Source organism: Epibacterium ulvae (genome assembly GCF_018678075.1).
Classification (GTDB): domain Bacteria; phylum Pseudomonadota; class Alphaproteobacteria; order Rhodobacterales; family Rhodobacteraceae; genus Epibacterium; species Epibacterium ulvae_A.
Genome location: NZ_JAHHIR010000074.1, coordinates 1 through 19,145, shown reverse-complemented (window position 1 = coordinate 19,145; position 19,145 = coordinate 1). Strand labels below are relative to the sequence as shown.

Genomic DNA, 19,145 nt, shown 5'->3' with positions numbered 1-19,145 from the left:
CCATGAACGACAGAAGAAGGGCGCCGCTGAGACGCCCTTTTTTCTTGCGCGGCAGGTTCTTGCGGCGCGTTGAAGCCAAAGCGCGTTTGGAGAGGCCGCAGAACGCAAAACGTCGACACCGATAACCGATGTCGACGCATAGCCCGTATGGGCGTAAAGAGCGGTGTCGCGATTACTGAGCTTGCAACTCTGCCGGTGTCTTTTCTTCAATGTCGTCCCAGTTAACGTCTGCGCTTTCGATAAAGCCTGGGATGTCGCCTTCCCAGCGTTCCTGAATGTCTTTGGACAGGTTCAGGTACAAAACATCGTCAACGATTTTCCAAAGAGTTGGGTCGCCGTCAAATTTGAAACCCATCGCTGTGCCAAATGCACAGTAGCCACCGTAGGCGGGGATGTAGGCTTCGGGATTTTTTTCGAATGCGACTTTGTTGTCCTCGGACGCAAAGCGATAGGTTACGTCGTCGTGGATGGAAGAAATTTTCCAGTTACCCTTGGTTGGTGCACCGTCAGTGAAATACGCGACGGGGTCATACCCTTGAAGAGCCAGTCCGGTTGGGGTTGCATTATATTCAACGCCAGCGGCCAGTGTTGAGGTCGCTACGGCAACAGACAATGCGATGCCGCCCAGGATGGATTTTGCTTTGATCATAACGTGATCCTTTCTTCGTGCTCAGCTGCGAAAATTGCGCCGTGAGCTCTGGGTTACGAGTGGTTGCGCAGAGATGTTTCTCTGCCGCTCCCCAGATGTGGGCAGTGCCTAATAATTGTTCAAATCAACAGAAGTTGATTGTGCGCATCCGCACTATTGTCAGGCAGATGGCGCACCTTGACCGATCGGTTAATGGGTGGCGATGTCCTGTTTTGTTATTTTAAAACAGAGTATTGCAGTAAAGTAAAACCGCACAACGGATGGAACAGGTGATGACCGAGGCCAGAAATTATTTCTGCCCGATCTTCGGTTCAGTGCCGGCCAGCAGACGCTGGATATTCGCGGAATGCCTCCAGATCACAAGAGCCGTGAGCAAAATTGTGAGAACGATCACGGATGCGTGACCTAATAAAAGTGCCCAGACTGACGACAGAATGGCAGCCACCAATGCGCCCATCGATGAAATCCGGCTCACAGCGGCTGACACGAGCCACGTCAGACAGCAGGCAATGCCAACCGGCCAGGCCAGTGCTAGCATCAGGCCCAGAAACGTGGCGACGCCTTTGCCGCCTTTGAATTTCAGCCAGGCCGGGAAACAATGGCCGACAAAAGCCATCAACCCGGCCAGTTGCGCGGCGTCTTCGCCGGCCAGAAGGCGCGCCGCGATGACCGCCGCCGCGCCCTTACCGCCATCCAGAAAGAGCGTCAGTGCCGCGGCGGCTTTGCTGCCGGTGCGCAGCACGTTGGTGGTGCCGATATTGCCGGACCCGATCTCACGCAGATTGCCCAGCCCCATCGCACGGGTCAAAAGCAGCCCAAAGGGGATCGACCCCAGAAGATATCCAATTAGCCCCCAGATCAGCAACACAGGCACAGCGGTTTCAATAACGGGCATGGGTTACCTTTCAAACACGCATTCACCGGCGACAAAGGTCGCAAGAACGCGGCCTTGCATCCGTTGGGTGTCATAGGGGGTGTTTTGTGATTTTGAACGCAGTTTGAACCGGTCCAGGACAAAGGGAACATCGACGTCAAACAGCACCAGATCCGCAGGCGCGCCAGCCTCGAGCCGCCCACCGCTCAGACCCAGGCGTTTCGCCGGGTTCAGGGACATCGCGCGAAACAGCGTCGGCAGATCCAACAGATCCGCATGGTACAGGCGCAGCGCGGCAGGCAACAGCGTCTCCAATGCGACCGCGCCGGATGCGGCTTCCTCAAAGGGCAGGCGTTTGCTTTCTTCGTCCTGCGGCGTGTGCATGGAGGAGATAATGTCGATTACCCCGCGGCGCACAGCGTCGACAACGGCCAGCCGGTCTTCTTCGCTGCGCAATGGCGGTTTGACTTTAAAGAAGGTGCGATAATCCGCGACGTCCAATTCATTCAGAGTGAGGTGATGGATCGAGGTCCCGGCCGTGATGTCCAAACCGTTCTTCTTGGCCCGCTCCAACGCGGGCAGAGCGCGCGCGGTGGTGATCTGATCGGCGTGGTATTTGGCGCCGGTCATCTCCAACAGGGCGATATCACGGTCCAGCCCCATGCGTTCGGCCATTGGCGACACCGCTGGCAACCCGCGCAAGGTTGCGAATTTTCCCGACGTGGCGGCAGCCCCGGCGCTCAGCACCGGTTCCTGCGGGTGGGCAATGACCAAAGCGCCACAGGATTTGGCATAGGTCAGCGCGCGGCTGAACACTTTGGCGTTTTGAACGACCTTGTCGCAATCGGAAAAGGCAACCGCACCAGCGTCCAGCATAAAGCCGATTTCCACCATCTCGCGTCCTTCGCGCCCTTTGGTCAGCGCAGCCATCGAGACCACATTGATCGGCGCATCTGCCTGGGCGCGGCGGGTGACAAATTCGAGGGTTTCTGGCGTATCGATCGCAGGCAGCGTGTCGGGGCGGGTGACAATTGTTGTGACACCACCGGCAGCGGCGGCCAGGCCCGCAGATTTGTAGCTTTCTTTGTGCCGTTCCCCTGGCTCGCAGACCTTAACCCCTATATCGACGATCCCCGGTGCCAGGCATTTCCCGCCGCAGTCGATAACCCGGTCGGCTGAGGGCAGCGCGTCCTTCTCGTCCAGAACCGAAACGATTGCACCGTCCTGAACCAGCAGGTGTCCCAAGGCGTCGGTCCCTGCGTCCGGGTTGATCAGGCGGGCGTTGGTAAAAAGAAGCGTCATAGTGCTGGGCTCTTTCAATTCTTAGGTCACAGGAACAGCGCGGCGAGGATGAGGATAAAAAGGCTCATCACCACGATAAAGAAGATGAACCCCAGTCGGCGCGCCTCGGCACGGGCCTGGCGGGGTGGGGTTTTGGAGACGGGAGTTTGCGGTTTTGCGCTGTCGGACGTCACAGGCATTGCACTCCATTCGGCAGCGGCCTCGGCATATGTCGCAACCAGCTTGATCTGCTCGCTGGGGGTCAGGCGCGTCTCATGCCCTGCAAAGGCGCGCGAGCGCAGAACCATTGCGGGACCCGTCATGCTGTCTAACATGTCGTGATCGGGCGCCAGGTCTTGGGCGGCTATGCCGCCGCCTTCGCTCAGATATCCGCGCAGGCCCAGGTCTTCCAAATCGGCGACATCAAACAGATCAACCTGCGTCATATCCAAGGCATCGATGCCAAAAATTTGCGGCAAAGCGCCCGGTTCATCGCGCAGAAATGCCAATTGCTCGGGGCGCATTTCAAGCTGGAACAGGCGGATTTTTCCGTGCTCACCAGCTGGGATCACGATCACCGGATTTGAGGAAGAAGATGCCGCCGCAGTCATGGATCAGGCAGCCTCACCCTGACGGCGGCTGCGCAGGTTGCGCGCCAGAAGATCCATCGCGGCCATACGCACCGCGACGCCCATTTCGACCTGCTCCTGAATGACAGAGCGGTTGATGTCATCGGCGATGGTTCCGTCAATTTCAACACCGCGGTTCATCGGGCCGGGGTGCATCACGATGGCATCGGGTTTCGCCTGTGCGAGCTTGTCCGCATCCAGACCAAACCGGTGGTAATACTCGCGTTCAGAAGGAATGAACCCGCCGTCCATCCGTTCCTTTTGCAGCCGCAACATCATCACCACGTCGACGTCTTTCAGCCCTTCGTGCATATCGTCGTAAATCTCGGCCCCGAATTCGGCGAAATGGCCGGGAACCAAGGTTGGCGGGCCAATCAGGCGGATACGGTTTTCCATCTTGCCCAGCAGGATCAGGTTCGACCGAGCCACCCGGCTGTGTGCAATGTCACCGCAGATGGCGATGTTCAACCGGTGCAAACGGCCCTTGGCCCGGCGGATGGTCAAGGCGTCTAGCAAGGCCTGAGTTGGGTGTTCATGTTTGCCGTCGCCTGCATTCAATACCGCACAGTTGACTTTTTGCGACAACAGATCCACCGCGCCGGAATGGGGATGGCGGACCACCAGCAGGTCGGGATGCATGGCGTTCAGGGTCATCGCGGTGTCGATCAGGGTCTCGCCCTTTTTGATCGACGAAGCCTGCATCGCCATATTCATCACATCCGCGCCAAGGCGTTTGCCGGCCAGTTCAAAGCTCGCCTGCGTGCGAGTGGAGTTTTCAAAGAACATATTGATTTGGGTCAGACCGGCCAGCGCATCCGCGTGTTTCTGGGTCTGCCGGTTCAATTCGACATAGCTGTCGGCCAGGTCGAGGATCTCGGTTATTTCCAGCGGGTGCAAAGGTTCGATTCCCAGCAGATGGTTCTGGCGGAAATAGGTAGGCGCATCGGACATAGGCAGTCTCCCAAAGGGGGCAGGCACCGTTTTGCGGCGGCCTGGCTCCGGCGGATTTGGCGGCACTTATAGGTCGCACATGGGATCGGGGCAAGGTGCTGATACATCTATCAAAGCGATTGGTGCAGCCCGTGGGAGCCTCCGGCGGAAGTATTTGGAAAAGATGAAAGCAGGGGCGGTTTTGTTCACCGGCGGGGCGGGGTAGCTTGGGGCATGGAATCAGCTTTTGATTATTGGAGCGCAAAAGCGCTGTTGGAGTGGCAGGTGGAACTGGGGGCCACGGACGCGGTCTGTGATGTCCCGGTTTACCGCTACGCCTTGCAGCAGGCAGCCCCCAAGGCCACCAAAGCTGACGTCGCGCCCAAAATCGTTAAACCCGAAGAGATTGATCCGGTTGCCGAGGCGCAAAAAGCCGCAGCTGCTGCCAACTCCCTGTCTGCGCTCAAGGACGCGATGGACGGGTTTGACCATTGCCTTTTGAAACGTGGTGCGCGCAACCTTGTATTCGCGGATGGCACCGCCGGTGCGCGGGTGATGATCATTGGCGAAGCGCCTGACCGGGATGAAGATCTACAAGGCAAACCCTTTGTGGGGCGCGCGGGCCAGCTGTTGGACAAGATGTTGGCGGCAATTGATCTGAACCGCGCGGAAAATGTCTATATCGCCAATGTCCTGCCCTGGCGCCCGCCTCAGAACCGGGATCCGGAACCCGCCGAGATGGCGATGATGCTGCCATTTCTGGAGCGCCACGTGGCCTTGGCCAAACCAGATGTGCTGGTGTTGATGGGCAATATCAGCTGTCAGGCGGTCTTGGGCCGTCGGGGCATCACGCGGCTGCGCGGTAAATGGGATCAAGCCTGGGGTAAGCCGACGATACCGATGTTTCACCCTGCGTTTTTGCTGCGCCAGACCCAGCAAAAGCGACAGGCCTGGGCGGATTTGTTGGAACTAAAAGCGCGATTAAAAGGAAATTGAACCGGTGATAGACACGCTCACATTGTTGACCTTTGTCCCTGCGGCTTTGGCGCTGAATGTCACGCCGGGTGCGGATATGGTGTTTTGCATCACTCAAGGCGCGCGATCCGGTCCGCGCGCAGCGGTGCTGGCGAGTGCTGGAGTGGCGCTTGGTGGTTTGATTCACGTGACACTTGCAGGCCTTGGCCTAGGGGCATTGGTGGGGCAAGCCCCTGTGGTGTTTGAGGTGATCCGTTGGATCGGTGTTGCCTATCTCTTGTATCTTGCGTGGGGGGCGTTTCGACCCAAGGGCGGCAATAGGGCCGAGACCGGGCAAAGAGAACTATCCAAAGGTTCTGCCTTTCGCAGCGGCCTGTTTGTGAATCTGTCGAACCCCAAGGTGATCCTGTTTGTGCTGGCGTTTTTGCCGCAGTTCATCTCCTCCGAAGCGGGTTCCATATTGGGCCAGTTCCTGATGCTGGGCGCGATCATTTCCTTTGGCGGGTTTCTGGTCAATGGCGGTGTGGGGGTGATGGCCGGGCGGCTGGGACATGCGCTTTCGGCGGGCACTGGCCTGTCGACCTGGTTGGAGCGTCTGACCGGCGGTATTTTTGCCGCGCTGGCGGTGCGACTGGCCGTTATGGAAAGGATCTGAACGTCATGCCCCGCATTGATGAGACCAAAGAATTCATCCCCGTACGCATTGCTGTCTTGACGGTCTCAGACAGTCGCAGCCTCGAAGACGACCGCTCTGGCCAGGTGCTGGTGGATCGGCTGACCGCCGCAGGTCACAGCCTGGCGGATCGCAAGATTTTGCCCGATGAACGGCGCGAGATTGCCGATCAATTGCGCGCCTGGGTGGCGGATGACACGGTGGATGTCGTGATCTCAACCGGGGGCACAGGTCTGACCGGGCGCGATGTCACGATCGAGGCCCACCGTGATGTTTATGAAAAAGAGATCGACGCCTTTGGAACGGTGTTCACCATCGTTTCCATGCAGAAGATTGGCACATCAGCGGTCCAATCCCGTGCCACCGGCGGTGTTGCGGGTGCCACTTACCTGTTTGCGCTGCCGGGAAGCCCGGGCGCTTGCAAGGATGGCTGGGACGAGATTCTGTCAAAACAACTTGATTACCGGCATGCGCCCTGTAATTTCGTCGAAATAATGCCCAGATTGGATGAACATTTGCGACGGAAGTGATCTACTTCTGCGTGAAAGCTCGTAACAGACCGGCAATCTTGATAAAGTGTGCCGAGCGACTTTGATGGGCGCCTCCCATCAAAAGCCAAAAAGGATCTTGGGATGCGCTTTCTGCGGCAAAGCCTAGTCGGCCTCTTTTTCACGGCGCTTGCGCTGGGACTGGTGGCTTATGCTGGGAAAATTATGTTCACCGCAATTCATGCATATTTGAACGAAGAAACTCGCCAGCGTCCGGCGCGCGAGCGGGTGTTTACAGTCAATGTTGTCACCGCCGAGGCCAGCGAGGAGCATCCGGAACTGGTGGCCTTTGGCCGCGTCGAAAGCCGCCGACGGCTGGAGTTGCGGGTGCCGGTTGCCGGGCGCGTGGCCTGGTTGTCGGACAGTTTTGTCGAGGGCGGCGTGGTCGATGCAGGCGATGTGCTGGTCGAATTGGACCCCGCAGATGCGCGCGCGACCCTGGCCAATGCCGAAGCCGATCAAATGGACGCCGCCGCCGAAGCGCGCGATGCGGGCCGTGCGCTGGAACTCTCGCGAGATGAGTTGAGCGCTGCTGCAGAGCAGGCCGATCTGCGCACCCGCGCCTTTCAACGGCAAAAAGACCTGCAATCGCGCGGTGTTGGCACCGCCGCCGCCGTGGAAGAGGCGGAACTGGTCGCCGCACAAGCACGCCAGTCGGTGATCACACGCAGGCAGGCGCTGAGCCAGGCAGAGGCCCGCGTGGATCAGGCCGCCACGCGCGAAGCTCGCGCGGCATTATCGGTCGATACTGCGCAGCGCGATTTGGATGACATGACCGTTGTTGCCGAATTCGCCGGCACGCTTGAAGAGGTCTCCTTAGTCAAGGGGCGACTGGTGTCTGGCAACGAAAAACTGGCCGATTTGGTGGATCCCAGTCAGCTTGAGGCCGCATTCAGGGTCTCAACCGTGCAATATGCGCGCCTATTGGACTCGGATGGCCGCTTGCTGTCCTTGCCCGTCACCGCCCGGCTGGATGCAACGGGGGCCGACCTTGATGCGCAGGGGGTGATTTCACGCGACAGTGGCGCGGCGGGAGGCGGGCAGACCGGGCGGTTGATCTATGCTCAGCTGGAAACCGCGCTTGGCTTCAAGCCTGATGACTTTGTCACCGTATCCGTGCGCGAACCGGCTGTGCGCGGCGTTGTGCGGGTTGCGGCCTCCGCGTTGGGCTCGGACGGCACCGTTCTGGTTTTGGGCGAAGAAAACCGGCTGCAAAGCCTCAATGTGGAATTGATCCGACGTCAGGGGGACGATGTCCTGATCCGTGGTTCGGGTCTTGTCGGGCGCGAGATCGTGGTCGGGCGCACGCCATTGCTGGGCAGCGGCATCCTTGTCAGCCCGTTGCGGAAAAGCGCAGTTGGTGCGCCTGAAGAGACCGCCAAACAGGACATGATCGAACTGACGGACGAGCATCGCGCCCGTCTGGTTTCCTTTGTTGAAGGGAACAAACAGATGCCGGACGCGACCAAGGAACGCGTTCTGGGCCAATTGGACAAGCCCGAGGTGCCGGCGGCGCTTGTGGATCGTATCGAATCCCGGATGGGGGGCTAACCAATGTCACGAGATCTGCCAGAACGCGCACACGGCATCCTGTCTTATTTCACGCGCCACAAAACCGCGGCCAACCTATTGCTGGTTATCCTTCTGGCGCTTGGTGCGGCCGCCATTCCCAATATGCGGGCGCAGTTCTTTCCCGACGTGATTTCCGAAATCGTCAGCGTGGGTGTCACCTGGGATGATGCAGGTCCCGAGGATGTGGATGCCGCCATTGTGCAGGCGTTGGAACCGGTCTTGCTGGCAGTCGACGGGGTGGCCTCAACCGAATCCACTTCTCGCGAAGGCAATGCGTCGATCCAGCTTGAGTTTGAACCCGGCTGGGATATGGCACGTGCAGCGGAAGATGTTCAGACAGCGGTGGACACGATCACCACTCTTCCCGAAGAGGCGGATGATCCAACCGTGCGCCGTGGCGAATTTCGCGACCGGGTAACGGATGTTGTGATCTCTGGCCCGATCGACCCAGAACAGCTTGCGCAATTCGCGGATGAGTTGATCGTGCGCCTGTTTGATGTGGGTGTCACCCGAACCACGATCCGCGGCGTTGCGGCGCCTCAGACCATTGTCGAAGTGCCCTCTTCCCAGTTGATCGCCAACGACATCACCCTGACCCAGATCGCCAACGCCATCGCAGGCGAGGTGGACGCCAACCCGGCTGGTGAAGTTGAGGGCGCAAATGCGCGTGTGCGGACCGGCAGCGAACGGCGCGACCCCGAAGAGCTGATCGCCATTGTGTTGCGAGTCAATGAGGATGGATCGGTTTTGACCGTCGGCGATGTGGCTTCGATCCGGGTGGACGGGGTCACGCGTGAACGGTCGTATTTTGTCGGCTCTGATCGTGCGATGTCGATCCGGGTGGACCGCTCGGATCAAGGCGATGCGATCGAGATCCAGAAAACCGTGGAAGCGACGGTTGCAGCCTTCCAGGAGACATTGCCGCAAGGGGTCTCAGCACGGCTGATCCGCACAAGGGCAGAGGCGATTTCAGGTCGTTTGAATATCCTGCTGGACAACGGTCTGATGGGGCTTGGCCTTGTCGTATTGCTCTTGTTTCTCTTCCTCAATGCGCGCATTGCCTTTTGGGTTGCTGCAGGCATTCCAGCCGCCATGTTTGCCGCCGTCGCGGTGATGTATGCGGCGGGGCTCACGATCAATATGGTCAGCCTGTTTGGCCTGATCATCACCCTTGGCATTGTGGTGGATGATGCCATTGTTGTGGGCGAACACGCTGATTTTCGTGTGCGCCGCCTGGGCGAAAGCCCCAAACGCGCCGCTGAAAACGCCGCTCGCCGCATGGCATTGCCGGTGATTGCAGCCGCGATCACCACGATCATTGCTTTCTTTGGTCTGACCAATATCAGCGGCCGCTTTGGCGAGCTGATCCGTGATATTCCTTATACGGTGATTGCGGTTCTGGCCGCGTCCTTGGTGGAATGTTTCCTGATTTTGCCCAACCACATGGCCCACGCGCTGTCTCACGCGCAGCAGGGCAATTGGTATGAATATCCAAACCGGGTGGTCGACAAAGGGTTCCGCTGGGCGCGGGAAAACCTGTTCCGTCCCTTGATGGGAATTGTTGTGCAGGCGCGTTATGCGGTTTTGGCCGGCGCTCTTTTGCTGCTGGCGACGCAGATGGTGCTGTTCATCGGCGGTGACGTGCGCTGGCGGTTCTTTAACGCACCCGAGCGTGGGTCAGTGACCGGTAACTTTGCGATGGCCGAAGGGGCAACCCGCGCGGACTCTCTGGCGATGATGCGCGAAATGCAGCGCGCCACCGAAGAGCTGGGGCGGGAATACGAAGAACGCCACGGCCGCAACCCGCTCGACTTTGTGATGGCTGAGGTTGGCGGAAACGCTGGTCGTGGTCTTGGCGGCGTTGGCAGCAAGGACCGCGACCTGTTGGGCGGTATCTCGATTGAGCTGATCGATGCAGACCTGCGCGACTATTCCTCCTTTGCCTTTGTGGGAGAACTGCAAGAACGCGTGCAGCGTCACCCCCTGTCCGAGGTCGTCTCGTTCCGGGGATGGCGTTCGGGGCCGGGGGGCGACGCTTTGGATGTACAGTTCTACGGCAGCGATCTGGGCGTGTTAAAGGCCGCCGCCGAGGATCTGAAAACCGCGGTGGCCGGATATGGGGAAGTCTCTGCGGTCGAAGATACTTTGTCATATGACAAGGATGAGCTTGTTCTGGATCTCACGCCGCAGGGACAGGCGCTTGAATTCTCGGTCGAGGATCTGGGCCGCGTCCTGCGCGCGCGCCTTGGCGGGATTGAGGCTGCGACTTATCCAGATGGTCCGCGCAATGCGGAAATCCGGGTCGAGCTGCCTTCGGGCGAATTGTCCGCCGATTTCCTGGAGACGATGCAGCTGCGCGCCCCCAATGGCAGCTATGTGCCGCTTGCGGATATTGTCTATGTCTCACGTCAAAGCGGCTTTACCTCGGTGCAGCGTGAAAACGGTCTGCGTGTCCTTAGCGTCACTGGTGATATCTCTGAAGATGACCCCACCCGCGCGGCTGAGATTATCGAGACGTTAGAACAGGAAATCCTGCCCAAAATCGCGAGCGACCGTCAGGTTGAGTGGCAATTGGCCGGGCTTAGCGAGCAGGAGGATACGTTCCTGACCGATGCCCGTGATGCGCTGATCCTGGTGCTGACTGGGATCTACCTGGTGCTTGCCTGGATTTTTGGCAGCTGGACGCGGCCCATTGTGGTGATGGCGATCATTCCTTTTGGGTTGGTTGGAACTATCTGGGGGCATTATCTGTGGGGCGTGCCGCTGTCGATGTTCACGGTTGTGGGTCTGCTGGGCATGACGGGTATCATTATCAACGACTCCATCGTCTTGGTCACCACGATTGACGAATACGCTGAAACGCGGGGACTGCGCCCGTCGATCATTGATGGTGCTGCCGACCGTCTGCGCCCTGTTTTGCTGACGACCTTGACCACCGTACTGGGCCTTGCCCCCTTGATGTACGAAGGCTCGCAGCAGGCGCAGTTCCTGAAGCCGACGGTGATTACATTGGTCTATGGGCTCGGCTTTGGCATGGTGCTGGTTCTGTTGGTGGTGCCCGCCTTGATCGCTATTCAAGAAGATGTGCAACGGGTCCGGACCGCCATGCGCCGGGGCTTCCGCTATGCTGGCCTTGCGCCGCTGTTGTCCGGTGTTGCGATTGCGCAACTGGCGCTCTTTGGCCTGACATTGGGTTGGGTGATGGTGACCGGGCATCTGTGGCCGCCGTTGGCCGATGCCTTGCCCCAAGCCGATGCAGTTGCGCCTTTGTCGGTTGCCTTGCTGATCTTTGCTGCGGCCACGGCAGCGGTCTGTGCGATTGGATATGGCGTTGGCAGCCTGCGTTATTTGACGTATCGCAAAACCCGCGCCTGAGCGGCGCGGGCAACCTGGGCCACTTGGGGCAACAGGTCCAGCCCCAAGTGCTCGATTCGGTCGACGAGAACCCAGCGCGCATCCGCCGCATCATCCAGTGGGGTCGGGGTGCCGGATACATAGGAACACAGGACCGCACCCAGGACGTAATGCAGAGCAACCGTGCCCGTGCTGTCAGCCTCGATCACGTCAACGGGCGGCAAAGTTTCAACCGCCGTCGCCGTGACATCGGTTTCTTCCAGCAATTCGCGCACTGCAGCCTGGACGAGCGTTTCGCCCCATTCCACATGGCCACCGGGAAAGCCCCAGGCACCACGATTTGGGTCTTTGCCACGTTGGACCAGGATGACATGGGGTAGGCCGTCGATCATATGACAGACCACCGCAATGGCCCCAAGCACAGGCCGCTGCGGGCTCATCCTGTGGTACAGCCTTGGATGTCCACCGCGTGGGAATTCCCCAGAACAGTGATGCGCACAGCCGACCGATCAACGGCGACCAGGGAGTCATCCACGCTATAAAATTCAGTTTCGGCCACCAGAACGCGCCCTTCGCGACGGGCCTGGGTATTGCCGGCCTGCAGATAGGGTGAGCCGGGCTCGATCACCGCGATCTCGGTCCCGCCAGCAGAAGGCATGGTGATGTTGGCGGTAACTTTCATGCCGTATTCAGTAGGGGCAAGACGACAGGTCGCCGATTTTACGCCGCCTTCACGGGCTGAGAAGGGACGGCTTGCTAGGGCCGCAACAATCGCCGGGTTGCGTTTGGCAGAGGTGTCCAGAGTGTGGTCAAAATTCAGCTGAGAGGGCACGCAAACCTCGCGGCAAATGCCAATCCAGACGCGTCCCTTCAGGGTCACCGGCTCACCAGCGCGTAGGGGCGTGATCTCAACCGGCAAAATCATCTGATCATGATAGCCAAGGGTCTGATAGCCAGATGTCAAAAACACCTCAGGCGCGGGCCAGGTGATTTCGACATTTGCAACGTTCTGTGACCCTTGCCAGGAAAAGCTGGGCGGAATGCCCGCATCGCCCGGTGTGCGCCAATAGGTTTTCCACCCGTCCGACAGCGTGACCCGGACCGCGCCAAGAACGGTGCCATCTCGGGTCTCGCCACCATCCAGAATGTCCAAACGCACCAGATCATCTGGCAGGTTCTGGGCATGCGCATTAGGTGCGGTCATCGCAGTTGCAAGCGTCAGGCCGGCAACCAGGGCAAGGGCGGAAGGTGTCGCAAATCTCATCATACCCATTTACATGAGCGTTAATCATTAAGATTCCAAGCAAGCATTTTGCGAAGGCACTGTAGTATCGCGTGAATTTGATTGCTGCGTCAGCTCTTGCGTGATGCCTTGACGGGGGGCATTGTGAGAAGGTGAAGCATAACAAAAGCGAGCGACAGCCTATGGATCTGACCGGTAAACTCCTGATTGCGATGCCAGATATTGGAGATCCCCGGTTTGACCAATCCCTGATCTACCTCTGCTCTCATACCGACGAAGGGGCGATGGGGCTGATCGTGAACAAGGCCGCAACCGGCGTGGCACTGCGCGACATTCTTGACCAGCTTGAGATCGAAATCGAAAGCGTCTCAAACGGTGAGATCCCGGTTCGCTTTGGTGGTCCGGTCGAAACCCAACGCGGGTTTGTGCTGCATTCCGCAGAATATCAATCCACCGTCAGCTCGCTGAATGTGGCGGATGGCTTCTCTATGACTGCGACGCTGGATGTGTTGGAGGACCTGGGCGCCGGGCGCGGTCCCGACCAGTTTCTGGTGATGTTGGGCTATGCCGGCTGGGGGCCAGGGCAATTGGAGGCGGAGATCAGCGAAAACGGCTGGCTCACCACGGATGCCACGCCCGATTTGATTTTTGACACGATTGATGGCGACAAATGGGTGGCCGCGCTCAAGACGTTGGGAATTGATCCGATAGTTCTATCCGCCAGCGCAGGCCATGCGTGATTGCGTTCAGTCTCGTGGTGCTGCCGCACGTCGCAGGCGGTCGTTGATCGCATGACCCAACCCGTGATCGGGAATAGGGGCCACCGCAATGGGTATGTTGCGCGCATCCAACTGGTGTAGGCAATCAAACAGGTTCGCGGCGGCCTCAGCCAGATTGCCACTGGGCGACAGGTTCAGATCACCGTCGCGTGCGCCAAATCCCAAATACAGCTCATTGCTTTGTGGCGCATCGGCCATCAATCGGACGGCCGCATTGGGGGCATAGTGGGACAGTAATTGACCGGGCGCGGTTAGCGGATCGCCCTGATCGCGATCCAGTAGAGACTGGCCAAGGACGGTCTCGATCTCTTCAACCGCCAAACCGCCCGGGCGCAGCAGGACGGGCGCGTCACCGGCCAGACCGACAATTGTGGATTCCAAGCCAACGCCGCATGGGCCGTCATCCACTACAGCTGCGATTTTCCCATCCAGCCCATGATGCACATGCGCGGCCGTTGTGGGGCTTATCCGACCAGACGGATTGGCAGAGGGCGCAGCAACCGGCCCACCGACCAGCGACAACAATCGTTGCGCCGTGGGATGTGCTGGAACACGCACCGCCAGGGTCGGCAGGCCGGCCGTCACCAAGGACGACACCCCATGCCCCTCGCGCAGCGGCAACACCAGGGTCAGGGGACCCGGCCAAAACGCCGCTGCTATACGGGCGGCAAGATCCGACCATTGGACCAGGTCCTTTGCCGCATCCACGGATGCAACATGGGCGATCAAAGGATTGAAACTGGGACGCCCCTTGGCCGCGTAAATGCCTGCGACAGTTTCACCCATCAAAGCAGAGCCGCCCAGGCCGTAAACGGTCTCTGTCGGGAAGGCGACCAGCTGGCCTGCACGCAAAAGATCTGCGGCCTGCACCAAGTCGGCCTCTGACGGGCCAAGGCTAAGGGTGGAATTGGGGTTCATGCTGTGACGCGGCGTTTGGGTTGATCAGAGGGCAGGGCCAAGTAGGAATGAAGCCCAAGGTGGCCTTGTGTAGCGCCATGCCCCCGTGAAGCCAAGGGCCGAGGTAAGGCCCAGTGTTCGTATCGCTTTGGCACAGGCCCCTGCCTGCGGTATCGGATAAGCCGTAGTGACCATAGGAAGGAACATCATGACCTATCGTGCCGCCACATCGGAATATGAATTTATCCTCAAGACCCTGATCGGTTTTGAGGAGGCCGCCGCGACCGACCGGTTTTCCGAGGCAACGCCAGATCTGGTCGCCGCAATTTTGGGTGAAGCGGGCCGCTTGTGTGATGAGGTCATGGCCCCCTTGCAGCGTGGCGGCGACACCGATGGGGCGCGGTTGGAAAACGGGGTGGTGCGCACCTCGCCGGGGTTTGCGGATGGGTGGAAAGCGATCTCGGACGGCGGTTGGGTCGGCATGAACGCCAATCCGGATCACGGCGGGATGGGGCTGCCGCTGTCGGTGGCAACCGCGGTCAATGAAATGATGGCCGGGGCGTGTTTGTCGCTGCAATTGGCTCCTTTGATGAGCCAAGGCCAGATCGAGGCGCTGGAAGCCCATGCGTCCGACGCGATCAAAGAACTCTATCTGCCCAAGCTGATCTCTGGCGAATGGACCGGCACCATGAACCTGACGGAACCGCAAGCGGGATCCGATGTTGGTGCTTTGACGTCCAAGGCGACAGACAACGGCGATGGGACCTATGCGGTGACCGGGCAAAAGATCTTTATCTCATGGGGGGATAACGACTTTGCCGAGAATGTCGTGCATCTGGTTCTGGCGCGCCTGCCTGATGGGGTGCTGGGGACCAAAGGGATCTCGCTCTTTGTGGTGCCCAAATACATCCCGGATGACACTGGCAAACCGGGCAAGGCCAATGATCTGAAAGTCGTGAGCCTGGAACATAAAATGGGCCTGCATGGCTCACCCACCTGTGTCATGCAATATGACGGTGCCACAGGTTGGCTTGTCGGGCGCGAACACGGTGGCATGGCGGCGATGTTCACGATGATGAACAACGCACGTCTTGGCGTTGGCGGGCAGGGGATTGGCACCGCCGAAGGGGCCTTTCAACACGCGTTGGAATATGCGCTGGAGCGTAAACAGGGGCGCACAGCCTCGGGCGCGATCGTGGACCATGCGGATGTGCGTCGGATGTTGATGGAGATGAAGGCAGATGTCTTTGCCGCGCGCGCCATCATGCTGGCCAATGCGCATGCAATTGATATGTCCCACGCAACTCAAGACGGCGATTGGGCAACCCGCGCCGCCTTTTTGACGCCGATCACCAAAACCTTTGGCACCGAGGTGGGCATGCGCGTCTCAGAGACCGGTGTGCAGGTCTATGGCGGCATGGGCTTTATCGAGGAAAGCGGTGCCGCGCAGTATTACCGCGACGTGCGGGTGACCGCGATTTACGAGGGCACAAATGGTATCCAGTCGATGGATCTGGTGGGCCGCAAGATGATGGATGGCGGTGAGATGGCGGGCCGTCTGTTGGATGAAATCGAAGAGCTGGCCGAACAAGGGCGCGGTGCCAACCCCAAGATGACCGATGCGCTGTGGAACGCCTGCGAAGCGCTGCGCGATGCCACCGATTGGATGGTGTCGCAGGATATGAGCGATCGTTTTGCCGGCAGTCTGGCCTATTTGCGCGCCTTTGCGCGGGTTCTGGGCGGATATTACCATCTGAAGGCCGCGCAGGCCGATCCGGGTGGCTCCCGTGAAAAACTGGCACGGTTCTATATGGCACGGATGTTGCCTGAATATGCCGCACATCTGGCTGCCGCTACGGCCGGAAGCGACGGTCTGTTTGCGCTCAGCATTGATGAGCTGGCAGGGTAGTCGGATGACAAACGTGCCTGACGTCTCGCTCAAATTCCCCTATGGCACCCCGCCCAAAGAGGGGGACGCGATTGAGATCGCAGAGGGCGTCTTGTGGCTGCGGTTGCCGCTGCCGATGAAGCTGGATCACGTGAACGTCTATGCTCTGGATGATGGGGACAGCTGGACCATTATCGACACTGGCATCAATTCGCGTCGTTCTCGCGCACTGTGGGAGCGTCTGATGGCAGGCCCGCTGGGCGGCAAACCCGTGGGCCGGGTGGTGGTAACCCATCACCATCCCGATCACGTTGGCCTCGCGGGATGGTTTCAGTCTCAATACGGGGCGGAACTGGTCACCACCCGTACCGCTTGGCTGTTTTCGCGCATGTTGACGCTGGACGAACAGGACGTCTGGCCCCGTGAAACCCTTGCCTATTATCGCAGCGCTGGCATGGACCCTGCGATTTACGATGAACGCGCGTCAGACCGGCCCTTTAACTTTGCCGATACCGTCTATCCGATGCCGTTGGGATTTACCCGGATCCAACAGGGTGAGCAGATCCAGATGGGCGGACGTACCTGGGACGTGCATATCGGAAACGGCCACGCGCCCGAACACGCAACGTTCTGGAGCCGGGACGACGATCTAGTCCTCAGTGGTGATCAGATCCTGTCTTCGATCAGCCCGAACATTGGCGTCTATGCGACCGAACCGATGGCCGACCCGCTGGCGGACTGGTTGGAGGCCTGCGAACGCCTGTCCACCCTCGCGCGCCCTGATCATTTGGTGCTGGGCGGGCATAAACTGCCCTTCCAACGTCTGCCCTTGCGGATGCGCCAGTTGATCGACAATCACCACAGCGCGCTTGAGCGGCTATTGGAGGCGCTGAGCGAACCCCACACAGCAGCCGATTGCTTTTCCTACCTGTTCAAGCGCAAGATCGGCGCAGGCGAATATGGCCTGGCGCTGGTTGAAGCGGTTGCTCACGTGAACCATCTCTTCCATATGGGTGAGGTGGAGCGCTGGGCACGTGAAGACGGTGCCTGGCTTTATCGCCGCAAAGGATAACACGGCCTTGGCCGGGAAGGGGAAGATCATGGACAACAAGATTGCGACCAGCGCCGAAGTGGCAGAATCAGCAGTGCTGCCCTGCGTGCATGAGGTCCACACCGACCCTGAAGCCTGCGCAGGTCTGACCAAAGTCCCCGAAGCGCTGCAAAAACCGGATGAGCGCAAGAGTGCCTCGCGCTGGGCCTATGAACGGTTGGTGCTCTATATCCAGAACTTTGAACAGCAATTGGACGCTGAGCATGAGGTTGCCATGGGCATGACCGGCGGCGACGCAGGCGTGTTGCGGATCGAAGGGATTGGCTACTTTGACCCTGATATCATTACTTTTTACGGCACCGACACCAGCGGCGCGCGCACCCAGTTGGTACAACATGTCACCCAGTTGAACGTGATGCTGCGTGCCACTCCCAAACCGGTTAAGGAAAAACCCGCCAACCGGATCGGCTTCCGCCTGGCCAAGGATTTGGAAACATCCACCGTTTAAACTGGCGTAGCCGGGAGGGCACAATTTGCCCTCTCGTTACGTTCCACAGCCGTTGCGACCAAAAGCCGTGGTGACAGCGGGTTTGAAATTCAGTAATCAATCCCCAACACTTTGGGACGAGGACCAGACAAATGGCAGAACATAAACACGGCACCATGAACAGCGATGTTCAGGAACAGACCTACACGGGGTTCATCAGCTTCGTCACGCGCTTCTGTGTTGCCACGGTGATCTTCTTGGTCTTCCTGGCGATATTCGCCATCTGATCACCGGAGCGCGCCCTGTGAGACAACTGCTGTGCCTGGGCGTTGCCCTTGTGGTAGTGGCCGGATGTGCCGCGCCACAGCAGACCAATGCTGATCTGGCCGCATTGCAACGCGTCGCCTATGCCGATCCGGATGGGCCTGCGCTGACGCTGATCACTGTGATCAACAACCGCAGCGGTCAGGGCGGGCACACCGCCTTGATGGTGAGCGGCTCTGAACGGGTGATTTTTGACCCTGCAGGGTCGTTTCACGCGGATATCGTGCCAGAATACAATGACGTCCTCTATGGTATTCGCCCGGCCGTGTTTCAGGCCTACCGCAGCGCCCACGCGCGCACCAGTTTCCACGTTAAGACCCAGCGTTTGAACGTAACGCCAGAACAGGCCGAAATCGCCCTGCAACTGGTCAAGGCCAACGGGCGCGTGCCCGGTGTCTACTGCGCCAATGCGACCTCAAACATCCTGCAAGGCATTCCAGGGTTTGAGGGCATCAACGTGACGTTCTACCCAGTCAAACTGTCGGAACAATTCGACACGTTCGGAGACGTTAAAAGCGAGCTCTATTACGAAGGCGACGACGAAGACTTGAAAAAAGGCATCGCCGCCAGCAACGCGGCGCTGAACGGTTAAACGGGGCGGAACTACGCCGGTGTGATTGGTCGACGTCTGCACAGCGGACTAGTACGGAGCAGCTCGAGCGTCATGGGTGCTATTGGTTAGGGCGTCGCGGTGATCTGACAACTGAGATTTTGCGAACTGGCGAACCTGTCCGACGATTGGGACCTTCTCAATCAACGGACAGGAGGATCCCATGTTGGGTCAAAAGACCATGCTGCTGCGTTAACGGATGATAGAAGATATGCGGATCAAGGGTCTGGGGGAGAGCTCTCAGAGAGCGCATACCCGAGTAGTCACATATTTGGCAGAGTTTCTCTGCCGTTCGCCGGCCCCGGCAGAAGATCTGGGATCCTACCAGCTACATATGGTGAACACGAGCGCCACGCCCGTCAACGTACAACGCGCGGCTCG

19 protein-coding genes are annotated in these 19,145 nt (G+C 59.2%); 11 read left to right on the top strand and 8 right to left on the bottom strand.

Going from position 1 to position 19,145, the window contains the following annotated elements:
- Positions 1-172: 172 nt before the first annotated feature.
- The 5 genes from KMP13_RS15785 to KMP13_RS15765 form a co-directional block, all read right to left on the bottom strand.
- Positions 173-649, bottom strand: coding sequence for a YHS domain-containing (seleno)protein (locus tag KMP13_RS15785; RefSeq protein WP_215266946.1), 477 nt, complete (start codon positions 647-649; stop codon positions 173-175).
- 289 nt (positions 650-938) lie between these two features.
- Positions 939-1,544, bottom strand: coding sequence for a glycerol-3-phosphate 1-O-acyltransferase PlsY (plsY, locus tag KMP13_RS15780; RefSeq protein ID WP_215266945.1), 606 nt, complete (start codon positions 1,542-1,544; stop codon positions 939-941).
- 3 nt (positions 1,545-1,547) lie between these two features.
- On the bottom strand, positions 1,548-2,825 hold the full coding sequence (gene pyrC, locus KMP13_RS15775) for a dihydroorotase (RefSeq protein ID WP_215266944.1): 1,278 nt from the start codon (positions 2,823-2,825) through the stop codon (positions 1,548-1,550).
- Between the two features lie 26 nt (positions 2,826-2,851).
- The gene (locus KMP13_RS15770) at positions 2,852-3,415 is read right to left on the bottom strand and encodes a hypothetical protein (RefSeq protein WP_215266943.1); all 564 of its coding nucleotides are present in this window, start codon (positions 3,413-3,415) and stop codon (positions 2,852-2,854) included.
- Between the two features lie 3 nt (positions 3,416-3,418).
- Positions 3,419-4,384, bottom strand: coding sequence for an aspartate carbamoyltransferase catalytic subunit (locus KMP13_RS15765; protein ID WP_215266942.1), 966 nt, complete (start codon positions 4,382-4,384; stop codon positions 3,419-3,421).
- A 213-nt stretch (positions 4,385-4,597) separates the two neighbouring features.
- Between KMP13_RS15765 and KMP13_RS15760 the strand changes: the two genes are divergently transcribed.
- The 5 genes from KMP13_RS15760 to KMP13_RS15740 all read left to right on the top strand — a co-directional run bounded on the left by KMP13_RS15760 (position 4,598) and on the right by KMP13_RS15740 (position 11,506).
- The gene (locus KMP13_RS15760) at positions 4,598-5,359 is read left to right on the top strand and encodes a uracil-DNA glycosylase (protein WP_215266941.1); all 762 of its coding nucleotides are present in this window, start codon (positions 4,598-4,600) and stop codon (positions 5,357-5,359) included.
- Between the two features lie 4 nt (positions 5,360-5,363).
- Positions 5,364-5,993: a LysE family translocator gene (locus tag KMP13_RS15755; protein WP_215266940.1), complete on the top strand. Its 630-nt coding sequence runs from the start codon at positions 5,364-5,366 to the stop codon at positions 5,991-5,993.
- A 5-nt stretch (positions 5,994-5,998) separates the two neighbouring features.
- Positions 5,999-6,541, top strand: coding sequence for a molybdenum cofactor biosynthesis protein B (gene moaB / locus KMP13_RS15750; protein WP_215266939.1), 543 nt, complete (start codon positions 5,999-6,001; stop codon positions 6,539-6,541).
- A 102-nt stretch (positions 6,542-6,643) separates the two neighbouring features.
- Positions 6,644-8,110: an efflux RND transporter periplasmic adaptor subunit gene (locus tag KMP13_RS15745; protein WP_215266938.1), complete on the top strand. Its 1,467-nt coding sequence runs from the start codon at positions 6,644-6,646 to the stop codon at positions 8,108-8,110.
- 3 nt (positions 8,111-8,113) lie between these two features.
- Entirely contained in the window at positions 8,114-11,506 is a 3,393-nt protein-coding gene (locus KMP13_RS15740; RefSeq protein ID WP_215266937.1) for an efflux RND transporter permease subunit, read from the top strand.
- Here the strand turns inward: KMP13_RS15740 and KMP13_RS15735 are convergent.
- On the bottom strand, positions 11,476-11,925 hold the full coding sequence (locus KMP13_RS15735) for an NUDIX hydrolase (protein ID WP_215266936.1): 450 nt from the start codon (positions 11,923-11,925) through the stop codon (positions 11,476-11,478). The genes KMP13_RS15740 and KMP13_RS15735 overlap by 31 nt on opposite strands.
- Entirely contained in the window at positions 11,922-12,752 is an 831-nt protein-coding gene (locus KMP13_RS15730) for a protein-disulfide reductase DsbD domain-containing protein (protein ID WP_435370365.1), read from the bottom strand. Before KMP13_RS15730 ends, KMP13_RS15735 begins: the two co-directional genes overlap by 4 nt.
- Positions 12,753-12,880: 128 nt before the next feature.
- Here KMP13_RS15730 and KMP13_RS15725 point away from each other — a divergent pair, with 128 nt between their 5' ends.
- Positions 12,881-13,468, top strand: coding sequence for a YqgE/AlgH family protein (locus KMP13_RS15725; protein ID WP_353055721.1), 588 nt, complete (start codon positions 12,881-12,883; stop codon positions 13,466-13,468).
- Positions 13,469-13,474: 6 nt separating this feature from the next.
- Here KMP13_RS15725 and KMP13_RS15720 read toward each other — a convergent pair whose 3' ends face one another.
- Entirely contained in the window at positions 13,475-14,425 is a 951-nt protein-coding gene (locus KMP13_RS15720; protein ID WP_215266933.1) for an L-threonylcarbamoyladenylate synthase, read from the bottom strand.
- 187 nt (positions 14,426-14,612) lie between these two features.
- On the opposite strand from KMP13_RS15720, the gene KMP13_RS15715 reads away from it, so the two are divergent.
- The 5 genes from KMP13_RS15715 to KMP13_RS15695 all read left to right on the top strand — a co-directional run bounded on the left by KMP13_RS15715 (position 14,613) and on the right by KMP13_RS15695 (position 18,746).
- Positions 14,613-16,313 carry an acyl-CoA dehydrogenase gene (locus KMP13_RS15715; RefSeq protein WP_215266932.1) on the top strand — a complete coding sequence of 567 codons (1,701 nt, stop codon included), beginning with the start codon at positions 14,613-14,615 and terminating at the stop codon, positions 16,311-16,313.
- 4 nt (positions 16,314-16,317) lie between these two features.
- On the top strand, positions 16,318-17,364 hold the full coding sequence (locus KMP13_RS15710) for an MBL fold metallo-hydrolase (RefSeq protein ID WP_215266931.1): 1,047 nt from the start codon (positions 16,318-16,320) through the stop codon (positions 17,362-17,364).
- A 28-nt stretch (positions 17,365-17,392) separates the two neighbouring features.
- On the top strand, positions 17,393-17,851 hold the full coding sequence (locus tag KMP13_RS15705; RefSeq protein ID WP_215266930.1) for a DUF6173 family protein: 459 nt from the start codon (positions 17,393-17,395) through the stop codon (positions 17,849-17,851).
- 131 nt (positions 17,852-17,982) lie between these two features.
- Entirely contained in the window at positions 17,983-18,117 is a 135-nt protein-coding gene (locus KMP13_RS15700; protein ID WP_215266929.1) for an aa3-type cytochrome c oxidase subunit IV, read from the top strand.
- A 17-nt stretch (positions 18,118-18,134) separates the two neighbouring features.
- On the top strand, positions 18,135-18,746 hold the full coding sequence (locus tag KMP13_RS15695) for a hypothetical protein (protein WP_215266928.1): 612 nt from the start codon (positions 18,135-18,137) through the stop codon (positions 18,744-18,746).
- Positions 18,747-19,145: the final 399 nt, after the last annotated feature.

What these genes read in the sequence shown, in the direction of transcription:
- KMP13_RS15785 (WP_215266946.1), bottom strand. Translation starts at nt 649, where the DNA reads ATGATCAAAGCAAAATCCATCCTGGGCGGCATCGCATTGTCTGTTGCC.
- plsY (WP_215266945.1), bottom strand. Translation starts at nt 1,544, where the DNA reads ATGCCCGTTATTGAAACCGCTGTGCCTGTGTTGCTGATCTGGGGGCTA.
- pyrC (WP_215266944.1), bottom strand. Translation starts at nt 2,825, where the DNA reads ATGACGCTTCTTTTTACCAACGCCCGCCTGATCAACCCGGACGCAGGG.
- KMP13_RS15770 (WP_215266943.1), bottom strand. Translation starts at nt 3,415, where the DNA reads ATGACTGCGGCGGCATCTTCTTCCTCAAATCCGGTGATCGTGATCCCA.
- KMP13_RS15765 (WP_215266942.1), bottom strand. Translation starts at nt 4,384, where the DNA reads ATGTCCGATGCGCCTACCTATTTCCGCCAGAACCATCTGCTGGGAATC.
- KMP13_RS15760 (WP_215266941.1), top strand. Translation starts at nt 4,598, where the DNA reads ATGGAATCAGCTTTTGATTATTGGAGCGCAAAAGCGCTGTTGGAGTGG.
- moaB (WP_215266939.1), top strand. Translation starts at nt 5,999, where the DNA reads ATGCCCCGCATTGATGAGACCAAAGAATTCATCCCCGTACGCATTGCT.
- KMP13_RS15745 (WP_215266938.1), top strand. Translation starts at nt 6,644, where the DNA reads ATGCGCTTTCTGCGGCAAAGCCTAGTCGGCCTCTTTTTCACGGCGCTT.
- KMP13_RS15740 (WP_215266937.1), top strand. Translation starts at nt 8,114, where the DNA reads ATGTCACGAGATCTGCCAGAACGCGCACACGGCATCCTGTCTTATTTC.
- KMP13_RS15735 (WP_215266936.1), bottom strand. Translation starts at nt 11,925, where the DNA reads ATGAGCCCGCAGCGGCCTGTGCTTGGGGCCATTGCGGTGGTCTGTCAT.
- KMP13_RS15730 (WP_435370365.1), bottom strand. Translation starts at nt 12,752, where the DNA reads ATGATGAGATTTGCGACACCTTCCGCCCTTGCCCTGGTTGCCGGCCTG.
- KMP13_RS15720 (WP_215266933.1), bottom strand. Translation starts at nt 14,425, where the DNA reads ATGAACCCCAATTCCACCCTTAGCCTTGGCCCGTCAGAGGCCGACTTG.
- KMP13_RS15715 (WP_215266932.1), top strand. Translation starts at nt 14,613, where the DNA reads ATGACCTATCGTGCCGCCACATCGGAATATGAATTTATCCTCAAGACC.
- KMP13_RS15710 (WP_215266931.1), top strand. Translation starts at nt 16,318, where the DNA reads ATGACAAACGTGCCTGACGTCTCGCTCAAATTCCCCTATGGCACCCCG.
- KMP13_RS15705 (WP_215266930.1), top strand. Translation starts at nt 17,393, where the DNA reads ATGGACAACAAGATTGCGACCAGCGCCGAAGTGGCAGAATCAGCAGTG.
- KMP13_RS15700 (WP_215266929.1), top strand. Translation starts at nt 17,983, where the DNA reads ATGGCAGAACATAAACACGGCACCATGAACAGCGATGTTCAGGAACAG.